At 70.3% G+C, this 12,965-nt stretch carries 12 protein-coding genes and 1 riboswitch; of the genes, 8 read left to right on the top strand and 4 right to left on the bottom strand.

What is annotated here, in order from left to right:
* Positions 1-20 precede the first annotated feature (20 nt).
* Positions 21-728 (bottom strand): DUF4232 domain-containing protein, encoded by a 708-nt coding sequence (locus VAB18032_RS27345; RefSeq protein ID WP_013736179.1) that lies wholly within the window; start codon positions 726-728, stop codon positions 21-23.
* 263 nt (positions 729-991) lie between these two features.
* On the opposite strand from VAB18032_RS27345, the gene VAB18032_RS27340 reads away from it, so the two are divergent.
* The 5 genes from VAB18032_RS27340 (at position 992) to paaN (ending at position 7,168) form a co-directional block, all read left to right on the top strand.
* Complete coding sequence (locus VAB18032_RS27340; protein WP_013736178.1) at positions 992-1,441, top strand: DoxX family protein; 450 nt, start codon at positions 992-994, stop codon at positions 1,439-1,441.
* Positions 1,442-1,622: 181 nt separating this feature from the next.
* Positions 1,623-1,758: riboswitch (SAM riboswitch) on the top strand.
* Positions 1,759-1,767: 9 nt separating this feature from the next.
* Entirely contained in the window at positions 1,768-3,054 is a 1,287-nt protein-coding gene (gene thrC, locus VAB18032_RS27335; protein ID WP_013736177.1) for a threonine synthase, read from the top strand.
* Between the two features lie 304 nt (positions 3,055-3,358).
* Positions 3,359-4,375 carry a GNAT family N-acetyltransferase gene (locus VAB18032_RS27330; protein ID WP_013736176.1) on the top strand — a complete coding sequence of 339 codons (1,017 nt, stop codon included), beginning with the start codon at positions 3,359-3,361 and terminating at the stop codon, positions 4,373-4,375.
* A gap of 47 nt (positions 4,376-4,422) precedes the next feature.
* A complete protein-coding gene (locus VAB18032_RS27325; protein ID WP_013736175.1) occupies positions 4,423-5,439 on the top strand; it encodes a GNAT family N-acetyltransferase in 1,017 nt (338 codons plus the stop codon).
* Between the two features lie 52 nt (positions 5,440-5,491).
* Entirely contained in the window at positions 5,492-7,168 is a 1,677-nt protein-coding gene (paaN, locus tag VAB18032_RS27320; protein ID WP_013736174.1) for a phenylacetic acid degradation protein PaaN, read from the top strand.
* 147 nt (positions 7,169-7,315) lie between these two features.
* Here paaN and VAB18032_RS27315 read toward each other — a convergent pair whose 3' ends face one another.
* Positions 7,316-7,846, bottom strand: coding sequence for a GNAT family N-acetyltransferase (locus tag VAB18032_RS27315; RefSeq protein WP_013736173.1), 531 nt, complete (start codon positions 7,844-7,846; stop codon positions 7,316-7,318).
* A gap of 219 nt (positions 7,847-8,065) precedes the next feature.
* Here VAB18032_RS27315 and VAB18032_RS27310 point away from each other — a divergent pair, with 219 nt between their 5' ends.
* The 3 genes from VAB18032_RS27310 (at position 8,066) to groL (ending at position 11,617) form a co-directional block, all read left to right on the top strand.
* A complete protein-coding gene (locus VAB18032_RS27310) occupies positions 8,066-8,269 on the top strand; it encodes a cold-shock protein (protein ID WP_013288855.1) in 204 nt (67 codons plus the stop codon).
* 547 nt (positions 8,270-8,816) lie between these two features.
* Positions 8,817-9,719: a hypothetical protein gene (locus tag VAB18032_RS27305; protein WP_013736172.1), complete on the top strand. Its 903-nt coding sequence runs from the start codon at positions 8,817-8,819 to the stop codon at positions 9,717-9,719.
* 275 nt (positions 9,720-9,994) lie between these two features.
* Complete coding sequence (groL, locus tag VAB18032_RS27300; RefSeq protein ID WP_013736171.1) at positions 9,995-11,617, top strand: chaperonin GroEL; 1,623 nt, start codon at positions 9,995-9,997, stop codon at positions 11,615-11,617.
* Positions 11,618-11,683: 66 nt separating this feature from the next.
* Here groL and VAB18032_RS27295 read toward each other — a convergent pair whose 3' ends face one another.
* Complete coding sequence (locus tag VAB18032_RS27295; RefSeq protein WP_013736170.1) at positions 11,684-11,926, bottom strand: hypothetical protein; 243 nt, start codon at positions 11,924-11,926, stop codon at positions 11,684-11,686.
* 88 nt (positions 11,927-12,014) lie between these two features.
* The gene (locus VAB18032_RS27290; protein ID WP_013736169.1) at positions 12,015-12,950 is read right to left on the bottom strand and encodes a GNAT family N-acetyltransferase; all 936 of its coding nucleotides are present in this window, start codon (positions 12,948-12,950) and stop codon (positions 12,015-12,017) included.
* Positions 12,951-12,965 lie beyond the last annotated feature (15 nt).

Raw genomic sequence — 12,965 nt, 5'->3', positions numbered from 1 at the left:
CACCAGGAGCTCGCGGCGGGTCAGTGCTGCGGTGGGACCGTGGTCGGGGCGAGGGGGGTGGCGGGCGGCAGTGCCGAGGTGGGGGGCTGCTTCTTCCAGGCGCTCACGCCGACCCGGTTGGTGTTGCCGAGATCGATCGGCCCTTCGACGGCGACCTCCTGCGTCGGCTCTCCCTCCGCCGGGGCGACCTCCAGCCGCTGCGCGTTGGTGGCGACCACGGTCGGGTCGTCGACCAGGTTGCGCCAGAGCACCGCTGCGCCCGCGGCTTCGCCGGGCGCCAGCGTCAGGGGTCGGGGCGGGTCGTCGAAGCCCGAAGTGATCCCTCTGGCCCCGGCGATCACCCTGACTTTGATCGGGTTGTCGTCGCTGTCCAGCAGCCGGAGCTGCGGATAGCCGTGCAGCCGGTACGGGCGGCTGCCGCAGTTGACAAGTTCCAGGCCCATCGCCCGCAGGCCCATCGCCGCGCTCACCCCGAGGGAGTTGATCCGTACCCCCTCGGCCGGGCAGGGGCCCGGTGCGGTGGTGCCGGCGGTCGGCGGCGTACCTGTCGACGGGGTGGCGACCGGTGGTGGGGCGTCGGTCGCGCCGGCGGTGGTGTCGCCGGCGTCGGGGGTCGAGGCGCACCCGGCGAGCAGGGCCAGCGTCGCGAGCGCCCCGACCGACCGACGATACGGCCGGGTCCGGCGCTTGGTGGCCGTTGCTGGAGTTGTCCTACGTATCCCGCACATCGGGACATCGTCACATCGCCCGATACCGCGCGTGGCCCCGACGTCCCGGATTCGTGATCGAGGAGCACACCCGCCCCAATAAGGGGATTCCCGTCGCGCGAGCCTTCCGCGAACCGGTTGGACGCTGAGTGACGGGACAGCGCCCGGAAGTTCCAGCCGCTAGCATGGCTTGGGAGCGTTCCCACAGTCAGAGATTGCATCGACAACAATCTATACATCTCGCATTCTGGATCCCCCATCGGATCTACTACGGAGGTATCCGAATGCGTATCGACCGGTTCGGCGGGCCGGCACTGTCCCTGTTCCGCATGGTTGTCGGCCTGCTCTTTCTCTGTCACGGCCTGGCCTCGTTGTTCGGCGTCTTCGGCGGTAACCGGGGCACCGGTGAACCTGTGCCGCTCGGCCAGTGGCCGGGCTGGTGGGCCGCACTGATCCAGGCGCTCTGTGGTGCGCTGGTGCTGGTCGGCCTCTTCACCCGACCCGCGGCGCTGCTGGCATCGGGCTCGATGGCGTACGCGTACTTCGTGGTCCACCAGCCCGAGGCGCTGCTGCCGCTGCGCAACCACGGCGAGCTGTCCGTGATGTTCTGCTGGTCGTTCCTGCTGATCGCGATCCTCGGTCCGGGAAGCTGGGCGCTGGACAACCTGCTCGGTCAGCGCGGCGGGCGGGAACTCGCCCTCGACGCAGAAGCACGCAGCTCCGTGCCGGCCTGACCCTCCGTGCGAGAGTCGCGATCATGCTCGGACCTGGATCGAGTGGTCATCCGGCGGCGCTGATGCCACTCGATCCAGGAATGGGTGTGACCTGCGGAGCAATCCGCGATCTCGCTCACAAGCTGGGACAGTCAGGCGACGGCCCCGGCGCTACTGCCTAGAATCGGCAGCACAACTGCATACCTCATCCAGAGGGGCTGAGGGATACGGCCCGACGACGCCCCGGCAACCACCTCGCGCGCTCATCGTTGAGCGTCCGGCGGGGCAGGTGCCAATTCCGTCCCCGCCGCAGAGTGCGATGCGGGGAAAGATGAGAGGACTTCGACATGACGTCGACGCTCGCCCCCTCCGGCATCAACACCGCCACCAGCCCGGCCCGCGCTCTGGTCTGTCGCGCCTGTTCGGCCCGCTACCCCCTCGCCGCCCAGCACGCCTGTTACGAGTGTTTCGGCCCGCTGGAGGTCGACTACGACCCGGCTGCCCTCGCCGCCGTCACCCGGGAGCAGATCGAGGCCGGGCCGCGCAACATCTGGCGGTACGCCGCCCTGCTGCCCGCCGGTCAGGACCCGACCACCCGGGTCACCCTGGAACCGGGGTTCACCCCACTTGTCGCCGCCGACCGGCTCGCCGCCGAGTTGGGCATCACCGCCCCGCTGTGGGTCAAGGACGACAGCGCCAACCCCACCCACTCGTTCAAGGACCGCGTGGTGTCGGTGGCGCTGACCGCCGCCCGGGCGCTCGGCTTCTCCCGGTTCGCCTGCGCCTCCACCGGCAACCTGGCCAACTCGGTCGCCGCGCACGCGGCCCGGGTCGGCGTCCCCTCGGTGGTCTTCATCCCCAGCGACCTGGAACAGGGCAAGGTGGTGACCACCGCCGTCTACGGCGGCGAACTGGTCGCCATCGACGGCTCCTACGACGACGTGAACCGGCTCTGCGGTGAACTGGTGGAGACCGACGAGTTCGAGGACACCGCCTTCGTCAACGTCAATGTCCGGCCGTACTACGCGGAGGGTTCCAAGACGCTCGGCTACGAGGTGGCCGAACAACTCGGTTGGCGGATTCCCGCCCAGGTGGTCGTCCCGATGGCCTCCGGTGAACTGCTCACCAAGATTGACAAGGCATTCACCGAACTGGTCGAGATCGGGCTGGTCGAGGCGCCCGCGGGCGGTTGGAAGGTGTTCGGCGCGCAGTCGGCCGGCTGCAACCCGATCGCCACCGCCCTGCACGCCGACAGCGACGTCATCACTCCGGTCAAGCCGACCGGTATCGCCAAGTCGCTCAACATCGGCGACCCGGCCGCCGGTCTGTACGCGCTGGAGGCGGTACGTCGCACCGGCGGCTGGATGGAGTACGCCGACGACGACGAGATCCGCGCCGGAGTGCGGCTGTTGGCGCGTACCACAGGGGTTTTCGCCGAGACGGCCGGTGGCGTGACCGTGGCGGTGCTGCGCAAGCTGGTCGAGTCCGGCCGGTTGGATCCGACCGCCGAGACGGTGGTGTTCAACACCGGCGAAGGGCTCAAGACCCTCGACGCGGTGGCCGGCGAGGTGGGGCCGACCCATCGGATCAAGCCGTCGTTGCGGGCCGCCCGCGATGCCGGCCTGCTCGGCTGAGTTGACCATCGGGCACATGATCAGCGGAAATGCTGTGACCAGCGGTAAATGATCAAGCGGGATCGCCGGTGATCGAAGTGGATTCACGTTTCTTCAGAAATGCGGAAAACACGCCGACGAGGACTTGACGGCAAGAACCGCACAGCGGAAGATGCTCCGTGCGGGAGGGCGTATCGCCGTAGACTTTCAGTCTGTACGACCCAACGCCGGAGGCGTTGTGCGATCGACCCTCCCGACCAGCGTCCGAACGGGCCAGCGAGAAATTCGCTGGCCCGTTCGTCTTTCCCTCACGCAGGCTGCCGACATGACCCTCACCATCGCGCCCTTCGGTGCCGGCGACGACACCGCCATCGAGCAGGCGTACGAGATCGACACCGCCGCCTGGGCGGTGGACGTGCCCGACCTGCCCAGCTGCCGGCAACGGTTCTTCGGCATGATCCGGCACCCGATGCCCGGCGACGTGGCGGTGCACCTGCTGGCCCACCTAGACGGTGCGCCCGTCGGCTATCTGCTGCTCGACCTGCCGCAGTTGGACAACACCGAGAACGCCTCCGCCGATCTGGTCGTGCATCCGGCGTACCGTCGCCGGGGGGTGGGGCGCGCGCTGCTCGACCGGGGCCTCGACGTGCTGCGCGAGCGGGGACGCGTGCGGGTGAGCACGATGAGCGCCGCGCACCTGCCCGGCCAGCCGGACCGCCCCTCGCCGGCAACCGCCTTCGCGACCACCGTCGGCGCGACGGACGCCCTGGTCGACGTGCGGCGGCGACTCGACACCCGCCACCTCGACCAGGCGCGGCTCGACGCGCTGCTGGCCGAGGCGCGGGCCCGGACGGCCGGGTACGAGCTGCTGTTCTGGCAGGGCGGTACGCCGGAGGAACACCTCGCCGACGTGGCGTACCTGGACGGTCGGTTGCTTGCTGACGCGCCGATGGGTGATCTCGCCTGGGAGCCGGAGCAGATCGACGCCGAGCGGGTGCGCGGCACCGACCGGGCGCTGGCGGCCCGCGGCCGGCGGCGCTACCACGCGGGCGTACGCCATCAGGCGACCGGGCGGCTTGTCGCGTGGACGTTGCTGGACGTCGGCGCATCCACCGGCTGGCACGCCTTCCAGCAGATCACCATCGTGGACCCCGAGCACCGTGGGCATCGACTCGGCCTGCTCGCCAAGATCGAAAACCTGCGTCACCTGCTCGCCCACGAGCCGGCCGTCCAGGCCATCGACACCTTCAACGCGGACAGCAACGAGCACATGATCGCGATCAATGAGCAACTCGGCTTCCAGGTGCGGGACAGGTGGAGCAACTGGCAGCTGACGGTGTGACGGAAAACCGGTGGCGGGGCCGGGCGGCGGCGGGCAGGCTCGCGGCCATGGATATCGCCGTAGCCCCGTTCGACCCCTCCGACGAGGCGGCGCTGGACGACGCGTACCGGATCCGCGCGGCGGCCCAGGTGGTCGACACGCCTGACGTGCCGGCCGGTGACCGCGCAGAGTTCGGCCTGGTGGCGGCCCATCCGCCGTACGGCAATCTGATCCATCGCGCGTTGGCCCGACGGGGCGGCGAGGCCGTCGGATATCTGTGGCTACGCCTGCCGCAGTTGGACAACACCAGCACCGTCCTCGTCGAACTCTTCGTCGACCCGGCTCACCGGCGGCGCGGGGTGGGCCGAGCCCTGCTCGCCCACGCCCGGGAGGTGGCCCTCGGGCACGGCCGCAAACACCTGATCGCAGAGGTCGACGGGGTGCCGCCGGGAGAGGACCGGCAGCCGCCCGGTGCGGCGTTCGCGGCGGCGGTCGGCGCGCAGGCCGCCCTGCCGATGGTGCGCCGCCGGCTGGACACCACAGGGCTGGACGAGGCCGCGCTCACCGCGCTGCACGAGCAGGCACGGTCCCGGGCGGCCGGCTACCGCACGGTGGCGTGGCAGGGTGCGGCCCCGGAGGAGTACGTGGCCGACGTGGCCCGGCTGGAGGCCCGGCTGCTCGTCGATGCCCCTACCGGCGATCTCGCCATGGAGGCGGAGCGGGTGGACGCCGCGCGGATCCGCGAGATCGAGCGGTTCCAGGCGCTGCGCGGTCGGCGGCGCTACCACCTGGGGGCGGTGCACGAGCAGACCGGGCGGCTGGTCGCCTGGACGATGATCCAGACCGGCCCGTTCACGAACTGGTACGCCTCGCAGGAGATCACAATCGTCGACCCGGCACACCGTGGGCACCGCCTCGGCCTGCTGGTGAAGATCGAGAACCTGCGTCAGGTGCTGGCGCAGGAACCGGAGCTGCGAGTGATCGACACCTGGAACGCGGCGGTCAACGACCACATGGTCAACATCAACGAACAGCTCGGCTACCGGGTGGCCGAAAGCGCCGCGGACTGGCAGTTGACCCTCTGAGTTTGTGACAGCCCTCTACTGATCGCGGGGCTTCCTGTTGCATGATGGCGGCATGACGGACACCCCGCACCCCCACTACGACAGGCACGCCGAAACTCTCAACCGCGCGCTGACCGCGATCACGGAGCGCGGGTACTGGTCCGCCTACCCGGAATCACCGAGCCCCCGGGTGTACGGCGAGACCGCGGCGGCCGACGGCAAGGCCGCCTTCGAGGCGTACCTGGGCGGGAACTTCCCGCTCGACCAGCCCACCGACGGCAAGTGGATCGCCACCGAGACCAGCCCGTTCGGCGTCGAGCTGAACGTGACCTACCCGCACGCCACCGCCGACCAGCTGGTCGCCGCCGCGTCCGCCGCACTGCCCGCCTGGCGCGACGCCGGGCCGCAGACCCGGGCGGGCGTCTGCCTGGAGATTCTCGACCGGCTGCACAAGAACGTCTTCGAGCTGGCCAACGCGGTGCAGTTCACCAGCGGTCAGGCGTTCGTGATGGCCTTCCAGGCCGGTGGCGCGCACGCCCTCGACCGGGCCCTGGAGGCCATCGCCTACTCCTACGCCGAGATGACCCGGCACCCGGGCACCGCCGGCTGGGAGAAGGCCGCCGGCAAGGGCGACCCGTTGCGGATGACCAAGACCTTCCACGTGGTGCCGCGCGGCGTCGGCCTGGTCATCGGCTGCAACACCTTCCCGACCTGGAACTCGTACCCGGGTCTGTTCGCCTCCCTGGTCACCGGCAACCCGGTGGTCGTCAAGCCGCACCCGCGCGCCGTGCTGCCGCTGGCCATCACCGTGCGGTACGCCCGCGAGGTGCTCGCCGAGGCCGGCTTCGACCCGAACCTGGTGCTGCTCGCCCCGGAGGCCGCCGACGAGAAGCTGGCCACCATGCTGGCCCTGCACCCGGCTGTCAAGATCGTCGACTTCACCGGTTCCACCGAGTACGGCGACTGGCTCGAAGCCAATGCCCGGCAGGCGGCCGTCTACACGGAGAAGGCCGGCCTCAACACGGTCGTCATCGACTCCACCGACGACTTCGCCGGCATGTGCCGCAACCTCGGCTTCACCCTCGTCCTCTACAGCGGCCAGATGTGCACCACCTCGCAGAACATCCTCATCCCCCGGGACGGGATCGACACCGACCAGGGGCACAAGAGCTTCGACGAGGTGGCCGCCGGCATCGCCGCCGCCGTCGGCAAGCTGACCGCCGACCCCGCCCGGGGTGTCGAGCTGACCGGCGCGATCGTCAACGACGGCGTACTGGAGCGGCTGGACGAGGTCACCAAGGTCGGCGAGCCGGTGCTGGAGTCCCGTACGGTCGAGCACCCGGCCTACCCCGGCGCCGTCGTGCGTACGCCGACGATCGTCAAGCTGGACGCGGGCGACACCGCGACCTACTCGCGGGAGTGGTTCGGGCCGATCTCCTTCGCCATCGCCACCGACTCCACCGCACACAGCCTGGAGATCCTGCGTTCGACGGTGGGGGAGAAGGGCGCCCTGACGGCGGCGGTCTACTCCACCGACGAGTCGGTGCTCGCCGCCACCGAGAACGCCGCGATCGAGGTCGGCGTGCACCTGTCGGCCAACCTCACCGGCGGGGTATTCGTGAACCAGTCGGCGGCGTTCTCCGACTTCCACGGCAGTGGGGCGAACGCGGCGGCCAATGCGGCGTTGACGGACGGGGCGTACGTGGCGAACCGGTTCCGGATCGTGCAGAGTCGTCGGCACTCGTCGTAGGTGGTTGCGGTGGGGGGTTCCGGGGCAGCCCGACCCGCTCCGGGCGGTCAGGCTTGATCCCTGCGCGGGTCGGGCTGCCCCGGAACCCCTGCCGGTCGGGCTGCGTCCGGCGATGCCGGGTGAGGTGGGGTGCGGTGGGTGTGGTGGTCAGGCGGGGCGGCGCATTTGCAGTTCGCGGAGGGTGGGGATGGTGGGGTGCGGGACGCGTAGGCCGGTGTCGACGAAGCCCAGTCGCTGATACGCCCGGTAGGCGCGGTCGTTGCCGACCACCACTTCGAGCATGAGGTTGTCGCGCCGTTCGGCTCGGGACCAGGCTGCCACCGCCGTCACCAGGTCCGCGAGCAGGCCGGTGCCGCGCCACATCGGGGTCACGTAGACCGCGTAGATCAGGGTGACCCCGCGCTCGGTGGGGTGGGCGACGCCGCCTATGTGGCCGACCAGGCGGCCGCCCGGATCGGCGACGAACTGGGCATTTGTGGGGCCGGTCGAGGTCTGACGAATCCGGGCCGCGTACTCCGCGTGCGGGCGGGCGGCGGCCTCGGCGAGCGTCTCCAGGAAGGCCAGCGGCGCGTCGGCGAGCATCTCCAGACGCAGCGCGCGCATCCGGGCGGCGTCCGTGGGTCGGACCCGCCGTACCTCGGCCCGCAGGGGGGCCTCATCGCCCGGGGCGCTGATCATGTCGCATACCTATCACAATGACGAGCGACGATGTCGCTGGTCAGAATATGTCCGATTTGTGGTCGTGCGCCGCCGTCACGCCTCGTGTACCGTGCGATTTCGGTCACCCTATTCCGTGGTCGTCGATGACTGCCGAAGACGGTGAGTTTCGGGCCGTCCCGGCGTGCCGCCGGCCCGGCCCGGAGGTAGTGGAACGCCGCGCAGAGTGAGGACAACACCGTGGCACAGGGCACCGTGAAGTGGTTCAACGCCGAAAAGGGCTACGGCTTCATCGCCGTCGACGGCGGGCAGGACGTGTTCGTTCACTTCTCCGCGATCGAGATGGACGGCTACAAGGCGCTGGACGACGGCCAGCGGGTGGAGTTCGAGATCGCCCAGGGCCAGAAGGGCCCCCAGGCCGAGCGGGTACGCGTCATCGCCTGAGTGCGTTCCACCCACGCCGGCAGACCGCCGGTACGGGTGGCGTGGTCGCGGCCGGAGGGGGGCTGCGGTGCGGATACCTCACAAGGGAAGATCGTGAGCCGGAACCAGCTGTCGCTGAGGAGGGTTCATGTCCGACCAGCCGCCCCCGGCAGGTCCACCGCATTCGTCACCAGATGAATCGGCCCCGTCCGTCGGTGCTTCCAGCTGGCAGCCCACCGACCCGACGGCACCTGCCTCGCCGCAACGAGACCCGGCCACCGCCGGCCTGCCGTCCCCTCCGCCGCAGGGGTACGGCCCGGCCCCCGCGACGCCGCCGGGTGAATACGGCCCGCCCGCTGCCGCACCGCCAGCCGGGCACGGCCCGCCGCCACCCGGATACGGCCAGCCCCCGGTCGGATACGGCCAGCCAACCGGCGGGTACGGCCAGCCTGCTGCCCCGCCACCGGGCGGGTACGGTCCGCCGCCGGGTGGGGGGCCGGGTGGTCCGCCGCCCTGGGCTGGGTATCCCGCCTATCCCGGCCAGCCGGTCGGCCATCCTCAACAGTCGGTGCCGGTCTATCCCGGCCAGCCCTTCCAAGGCTGGTACGACCCGGCGGCGTACGGGTTCGATCCCGCCGATGCCCTGGTCACTCCGCCGGGTGCGGGTCTCAATGGTTGGTTCAGCCGCTGCTGGGGTGCGGTGCGCCGGGGCTGGAGCCTGCTGCTGCCGATCGTCGTGCTGACCCAGGTGCTGCCGGCGGCGGCGCTGTCGGTGCTCGGGCTGATCTTCGACCCGTCGGCCCGCTGGGAGGCCGAGCTCGCCGCCGACTCTGCGGCCCTGCCCGCCAACTTCGGTGTCGACCTGGCGAAGTGGATGGGAGTGCTGGTCGCCGGGAGCCTGATCTTCGGTCTGGTGCAGTGCGTCGGGTGGGCCGCCGGCACGTGGGTGATCGCCCGGCAGGCGGCCGGTGCGCAGGTCAGCCTCGGGGGCGCATTCGGCTACGGCATGCGCCGGGCGTTCGGCCTCTGGGGCTGGACGCTGCTGCTCACCCTGATCGTGCTCCTCGGTTTCTGCCTCTGTTTCCTGCCCGGTGTCTACGCGGGCTTCGCGTTGGCCATGGCCGGCCCGGTCTACCTCTTCGAGCGCCGCGACCCGTTCGGCCGCTCGCACCGGATGCTGCGCGACCGGCTGGGGCTGCTGCTCGGCCGGGTGGCGTTGACGGCCGGCGTGGTGATCGCTGTCGGGTTCGTCGCCGGCGTGGTGGAGGGGGTCTTGCTCATGCCGTTCGGTACCGCGCCGCTCGAAGCCGTGGACACCGCCGTCGGCGCGGTCCTGGTGATCGTCGGGGCGGCGCTGGTGGGACTGCCGGCATACCTGGCCCAACTGGTCGGGCTGCTGGTCACGTACGCCGAACAGCGGGCTCACGAGGGCCCGGTGAACAGCGGGCAACTGGCTGCCGAACTCGGCTGAACCGGGCCATCGTGCTTGCACTCGGCAGGTGAGAGTGCTAAACAAGTCATTGGCACTCGCATAGCGTGAGTGCCAACTGGTCGGGACGGTGGGGCTGCGGCCGCGCTCGTGGCATAACCGCGGGTGAGGCACGTGGCCGGTCGTCGCGGGCTATCCGGCCCGGCCGAGGAGACGTCGTCGTCGCCAGGTGGCGACGTCCCAAGGTGCGTACACCAGACGGTTCATCCGGGGCACACACTCGGGTGGCCCGTGAGTGTCCAGGAGGACAACGCCGTATGGCCAAGATGATCGCGTTCGACGAAGAGGCGCGCCGCGGCCTCGAGCGGGGCATGAACCAGCTCGCCGACGCCGTGAAGGTGACCCTCGGCCCCAAGGGCCGCAACGTGGTGCTCGAGAAGAAGTGGGGTGCCCCCACCATCACCAACGATGGTGTGAGCATCGCCAAGGAGATCGAACTCGAGGACCCGTACGAGAAGATCGGCGCTGAGCTGGTCAAGGAGGTCGCCAAGAAGACCGACGACGTGGCCGGTGACGGCACGACGACGGCGACCGTCCTGGCCCAGGCTCTCGTTCGCGAGGGTCTGCGCAACGTGGCAGCCGGCGCCAACCCGATGGCCCTGAAGCGGGGCATCGAGGCTGCGGTCACGAGCGTCTCGGAGGAGCTGCTCAAGCTCGCCAAGGACGTCGAGACCAAGGAGCAGATCGCCTCCACCGCCTCCATCTCCGCCGGTGACAACACCGTCGGCGAGATCATCGCCGAGGCGATGGACAAGGTCGGCAAGGAAGGCGTCATCACCGTCGAGGAGAGCAACACCTTCGGGCTGGAGCTGGAGCTCACCGAGGGTATGCGCTTCGACAAGGGCTACATCTCGGCCTACTTCATGACCGACCCGGAGCGTATGGAGGCCGTCTTCGACGACCCGTACATCCTGATCGCGAACAGCAAGATCTCCTCGGTCAAGGACCTGCTCCCGATCCTGGAGAAGGTCATGCAGTCGGGCAAGCCGCTGCTGATCATCGCCGAGGACCTGGAGGGCGAGGCCCTGGCCACCCTGGTGGTCAACAAGGTCCGGGGCACCTTCAAGTCGGTCGCCGTCAAGGCGCCGGGCTTCGGTGACCGCCGCAAGGCCATGCTGACCGACATCGCCATCCTCACCGGTGGCCAGGTCATCAGCGAGGAGGTCGGCCTCAAGCTGGACGCCGTCGGCCTCGACATGCTGGGCCGCGCCCGCAAGGTCGTGGTGACCAAGGACGAGACCACCATCGTCGACGGTGCCGGTGACGCCGAGCAGATCCAGGGCCGGGTGAACCAGATCCGGGCCGAGATCGACAAGAGCGACTCCGACTACGACCGGGAGAAGCTGCAGGAGCGCCTGGCCAAGCTGGCCGGCGGTGTTGCGGTGATCAAGGTCGGCGCGGCCACCGAGGTCGAGCTCAAGGAGCGCAAGCACCGCATCGAGGACGCGGTGCGCAACGCCAAGGCCGCCGTCGAGGAGGGCATCGTCCCGGGTGGTGGTGTCGCGCTGGTGCAGGCCGGCAAGACCGCCTTCGACAAGCTGGACCTGACCGGCGACGAGGCGACCGGTGCGCAGATCGTCAAGATCGCGCTGGACGCCCCGCTGCGGCAGATCGCCGTCAACGCCGGCCTTGAGGGCGGCGTCGTGGTCGAGCGGGTTCGCAACCTCGACGCGGGTCACGGCCTCAACGCCGCGACCGGCGAGTACGTCGACCTGCTGGCCGCCGGCATCATCGACCCGGCCAAGGTGACCCGTTCGGCGCTGCAGAACGCCTCGTCGATCGCCGCGCTGTTCCTCACCACCGAGGCCGTGGTGGCGGACAAGCCGGAGAAGACCCCGGCCGCTCCGGCTGGCCCGGGTGGCGGGGACATGGACTTCTGAGTCCAGCTCCAACCTGAAGGGCGGGCCGCGTCAGCGGTCCGCCCTTTTCCTATCCGGGCAACTTCGCTATCGGGGCAACGGGCGCTGGTTGCGCCGTTTCTGCGCCCGGCCGTACGGCGGACGGTGTGGCACCGGCTCGTCCACCAGGATGAGTGGCTCCTCGGGTGCTTCGGTCGTCCCGGTCATCTCCGCCAGCTGCTCGGCGTCGCCGTAGTCCAGCCGGTTGATCGGCAGTGTGCCCGGCAGGTCGTGGACCGGGGCCCAGCCGGCAGGCAACGCCTCCGAGGCCTGATCGTCGTCCGTGGTCATGGCTGCCTCCTCTATACCGAACGGTAAGGGGCGTCGATGACCCGGGCGGGCGAACGGCGCTATCGGCGACTATGCGCCTTTCACCCGGTTATGCCGAGCCGAGGCTCTTGCGATACAGGAAGAACACCCGCTCGATCCGGGCTCCCGCACTGCGTGAGTAGAACGGCACCGGACCGACCCAGCCGATCTGCGCGGCCTCGATCCCGGCGGCCCGCTGGTCGGCCAGGCAGCGCCGCAGCAGGACGCCACCGATGCCGGATCCCTCGGCTGCGGGGGCCGTACCCATCGGCCCGAACCAGCTCGGCCGCGCCGAGCCGTAGGCGGCGAAGCCGAGCAGATCGCCGTCGCGTTCGGCCAGGTGGCAGCCGGCGTCCGGGCGTCCGAGCGAGCCGGCCAACTCGGCGTCCCAGGAACCGCCGAAGGTGGTGCGGGCGAAGGCGGCGAGCGCCGGCAGGTCGGCAGGTTCGGCACGGCGTACGGTCACCCCCTGCCCGGCGAGGCGGGTCTCGGCGGCCTCCGTGGAGCGCAGCGCCGGTGACCCGTCGTACGACAGGTCGGCGGTCATGTTCCAGGCCGTGCGGTCCTGCGTGTAGCCCAGTGCGAGGGCCAGGCAGACCGCCGGGGTGTACCGGACGTCCACCCCGGGCCAGGCGTAGTGCGGCGGATTTCCGGCGAGAAGCACCTCGACCGCACCCAGTTCGGCAAGCGCCTGCTCGGCGTGCCCGAGCAGCGCCCGGCCGACGCCCTGACGCCGCCGGCGTGGCTCCACAGCCACCAGGTCCACGTGCCCCGTGCGGCTGTCACCGTCGGCCAACGAACAGATCAGTACGCCGATCAACTCACCGTCCCGGTAGGCCCCGAACGCCCGCACCGTCCGGTCGGCCTCGGCGCGTACCCAGAGGGTCGTCACGAGCGGCTCGGCCTCGGTCGCGTCCTCCGGCAGGTCGAGCGCCCGTCGACACAGCCGCACCACCTCGGGAACCCGTTCGAGGGTCAACTCGGAGACGGTCGTCTCGGTATCCATGGTTGTCGACCCTAG

The organism is Micromonospora maris AB-18-032 (genome assembly GCF_000204155.1).
GTDB classification, from domain to species: Bacteria; Actinomycetota; Actinomycetes; order Mycobacteriales; family Micromonosporaceae; genus Micromonospora; species Micromonospora gifhornensis.
The sequence above is the reverse complement of the archived record's forward strand: the minus strand, read 5'-3'. Positions and strand labels throughout refer to the sequence as shown.

Coding starts and splice junctions, on each gene's coding strand:
- VAB18032_RS27345 (WP_013736179.1), bottom strand. CDS start 728: ATGTGCGGGATACGTAGGACAACTCCAGCAACGGCCACCAAGCGCCGG.
- VAB18032_RS27340 (WP_013736178.1), top strand. CDS start 992: ATGCGTATCGACCGGTTCGGCGGGCCGGCACTGTCCCTGTTCCGCATG.
- thrC (WP_013736177.1), top strand. CDS start 1,768: ATGACGTCGACGCTCGCCCCCTCCGGCATCAACACCGCCACCAGCCCG.
- VAB18032_RS27330 (WP_013736176.1), top strand. CDS start 3,359: ATGACCCTCACCATCGCGCCCTTCGGTGCCGGCGACGACACCGCCATC.
- VAB18032_RS27325 (WP_013736175.1), top strand. CDS start 4,423: ATGGATATCGCCGTAGCCCCGTTCGACCCCTCCGACGAGGCGGCGCTG.
- paaN (WP_013736174.1), top strand. CDS start 5,492: ATGACGGACACCCCGCACCCCCACTACGACAGGCACGCCGAAACTCTC.
- VAB18032_RS27315 (WP_013736173.1), bottom strand. CDS start 7,846: ATGATCAGCGCCCCGGGCGATGAGGCCCCCCTGCGGGCCGAGGTACGG.
- groL (WP_013736171.1), top strand. CDS start 9,995: ATGGCCAAGATGATCGCGTTCGACGAAGAGGCGCGCCGCGGCCTCGAG.
- VAB18032_RS27295 (WP_013736170.1), bottom strand. CDS start 11,926: ATGACCACGGACGACGATCAGGCCTCGGAGGCGTTGCCTGCCGGCTGG.
- VAB18032_RS27290 (WP_013736169.1), bottom strand. CDS start 12,950: ATGGATACCGAGACGACCGTCTCCGAGTTGACCCTCGAACGGGTTCCC.